The organism is Microcystis sp. M090S1, assembly GCF_020246295.1.
GTDB lineage: Bacteria > Cyanobacteriota > Cyanobacteriia > Cyanobacteriales > Microcystaceae > Microcystis > Microcystis aeruginosa.
The window spans coordinates 1-2,739 of sequence record NZ_JADBTF010000388.1; the positions used below are offsets into that span (position 1 = coordinate 1).

A 2,739-nucleotide genomic window follows, 5' to 3' on the forward strand; every position below is an offset into this window, starting at 1 on the left:
AAGGTCGCGAAAGTCTGAGGAGAGAACCACCTCTGGGTGGGATTTCGCCAGGAATCTAATTCAAGTGGACTCGTTGAGCCAGAAATTCTCAGCAGTGATGCTAGAAGAATCCACGTCCGTTTACGGCGTGGGGTATGTCAAAATAGAAGATTCCCTAGATTATTTTTGCGGGAGGCAATCGGTGATTCTCAATTTTTCCTTAAGGATTGTAGCGGCCAAAGGCAGACTATTCTGTAAGTTTTCACTCTACAAAACCTATCGGGTGGTCAGTAGCGCCCCCGTCGATGTCCTCTGGCAAAAATTAATCAATGTGGCCGATGTCTCTTGGCATCCTTTGATTGCCAAGGCTGATGTTCCCTTGGGTTTAATCGCTAAACCGGGGTTAATCTATCAAGCTGTCACCCGTCTGACTCCCATTCCTATCCGGGTTTTCGTGGAAAATGTCCGCCCCGGTGAACTCCTCAGCCTCAGAGTTCTCGCTATCCCCGGCATGGAACAGAAAATGACCTACCAAGTGGAATCAACCCTCTGTGGTAGTTATATTTCCTATTCTGTCACTCTGCGGGGTTGGCTGTCCCCCTTTATCTGGTGGTTAAGTCGTCCCTATTTAGCCAAAGTCGCCGCCCAACTAGCCCACGCCGCCGAAGAATTAACGGTCTAAAAAAAATTCCCCCCAATTGTGCTAATAAATAATCTGCCAAGGGTCAAGATCTAAGTCACAATGGTATATGGATAGACTTAAACAAAATTTTAGTCAGCTACATTGGTACATATAGTCTACTGATATCATCCCGACGAGTTGAGCGCAACAACCTCAATCCGCCGGGATGAACTATCTCTAGAGACTTTACTGATGAAGTAAGCTCTACAGGAGGGAATTATGGGGGAATTAAACACAGCCGAACTTCTAGTTAAATGTCTAGAGAATGAAGGGGTCGAGTATATTTTTGGGCTACCCGGGGAAGAAAACCTCGATGTTTTGGAAGCCCTGAAAAACTCCTCGATCAAATTTATCACCACCCGTCACGAACAGGGCGCGGCTTTTATGGCCGATGTCTATGGACGCTTGACGGGAAAAGCGGGGGTTTGTCTCTCCACTTTAGGACCGGGGGCGACTAACCTGATGACAGGGGTAGCCGATGCTAACCTCGATGGGGCGCCCTTAGTGGCCATCACCGGCCAGGTGGGAACCGATCGGATGCACATTGAATCCCATCAATACCTGGATCTGGTGGCCATGTTCGCCCCGGTGACGAAATGGAATAAACAAATCGTGCGGCCGGGTATCACCCCAGAAGTGGTACGGAGAGCCTTTAAAACCGCACAAAGTGAGAAACCGGGGGCAGTTCATATTGATCTTCCCGAAAATATCGCCGCTATGGCTGCCGATGGTCATCCCTTGCCCCTCGATAGTCAGGAAAAAGTTTACGCTTCCTATCGGACTTTGAACATGGCGGCGGCAGTGATTTCTAAAGCGAAAAATCCCTTGATTTTGGCGGGAAATGGGGCAATTCGCGCTAATGCTAGTGAGGCTTTAACGGAATTCGCCACGGCCTTGAATATCCCTGTGGCTAACACTTTTATGGGTAAGGGGGTGATTCCCTATACCCATCCTCTGGCTCTTTGGGCGGTAGGATTACAGCAACGGGATTTGATTAGTTGTGCCTTCGAGCGCAGTGATTTAATTATCGCTGTTGGTTACGATTTAATCGAGTATTCCCCGAAAAAATGGAATCCAGACGGTAAATTACCGATTATTCACATCGGCATGACTCCGGCGGAAATTGACAGCAGTTATGCCCCGGTGGTGGAAGTGGTGGGTGATATCACCGATTCTCTCATCGATATCCTCAAACGGGCCGATCGCCAGAATAAACCAACTCCTGTCACCGCGGGATTAAAGACGGAAATTCGGGCCGATTACGAAACCTATGCCAATGATACGGGTTTTCCGATCAAGCCACAAAAATTGATCTACGATCTGCGTCAGGTGATGGGACCGGAAGATATCGCTATTTGTGACGTGGGCGCTCATAAAATGTGGATGGCGCGCCAGTATCACTCCGATTGTCCCAATACTTGCATTATTTCTAACGGTTTCGCCGCTATGGGTATTGCTATCCCTGGTGCGATCGCCGCTAAGTTAGTTTATCCCGATAAGCGCATTGTGGCGGTGACGGGAGACGGCGGTTTTATGATGAATTGTCAGGAATTGGAGACAGCTTTGCGGGTGGGAACTCCCTTCGTCACTCTCATCTTTAATGATGGCGGTTACGGTTTAATCGAATGGAAGCAGTTAAACTATTTTGGGACCTCTTCTTTTATTAAGTTTGGTAATCCCGATTTTGTTAAATTTGCCGAAAGTATGGGATTAAAAGGCTATCGGGTGGAATCTGCTCAGGATTTGATCCCAATACTAGAGGATGCTTTCCGGCAAGAGGTGCCCACGGTGATCGATGTTCCCGTCGATTACGGTGAAAATCTGCGTCTTTCCCAAAAATCGGGCGATCTAAGCTGTCAGATTTGGGAATAGAAGTTGATAACGGCAAGCAACCCCCTCGGTAGCTTGCCGTTATCTTCTCGAAAAAAATCCCCTAACTAGGGCTGGCTGAATAAATGTGAAATGTAGGCATGGTAAGGGTTTTGTGGCTTTTCTTGCTCCCACAGGTGCAAGATTTTGAGAGAATCGTGCTTCAAAACCTGGCGTCTTCATCGGCCCGCGTCCTGTAGGGGCGAAGC

2 protein-coding genes are annotated in these 2,739 nt (G+C 48.2%); both read left to right on the top strand.

The features are described 5' to 3' along the window. The first annotated feature begins 181 nt into the window (after positions 1 to 181). Entirely contained in the window at positions 182 to 661 is a 480-nt protein-coding gene (locus IM477_RS17100) for an SRPBCC family protein (RefSeq protein ID WP_287732768.1), read from the top strand. Between the two features lie 219 nt (positions 662 to 880). Further along, the gene (locus IM477_RS17105) at positions 881 to 2,533 is read left to right on the top strand and encodes an acetolactate synthase large subunit (protein ID WP_190723460.1); all 1,653 of its coding nucleotides are present in this window, start codon (positions 881 to 883) and stop codon (positions 2,531 to 2,533) included. Positions 2,534 to 2,739 lie beyond the last annotated feature (206 nt).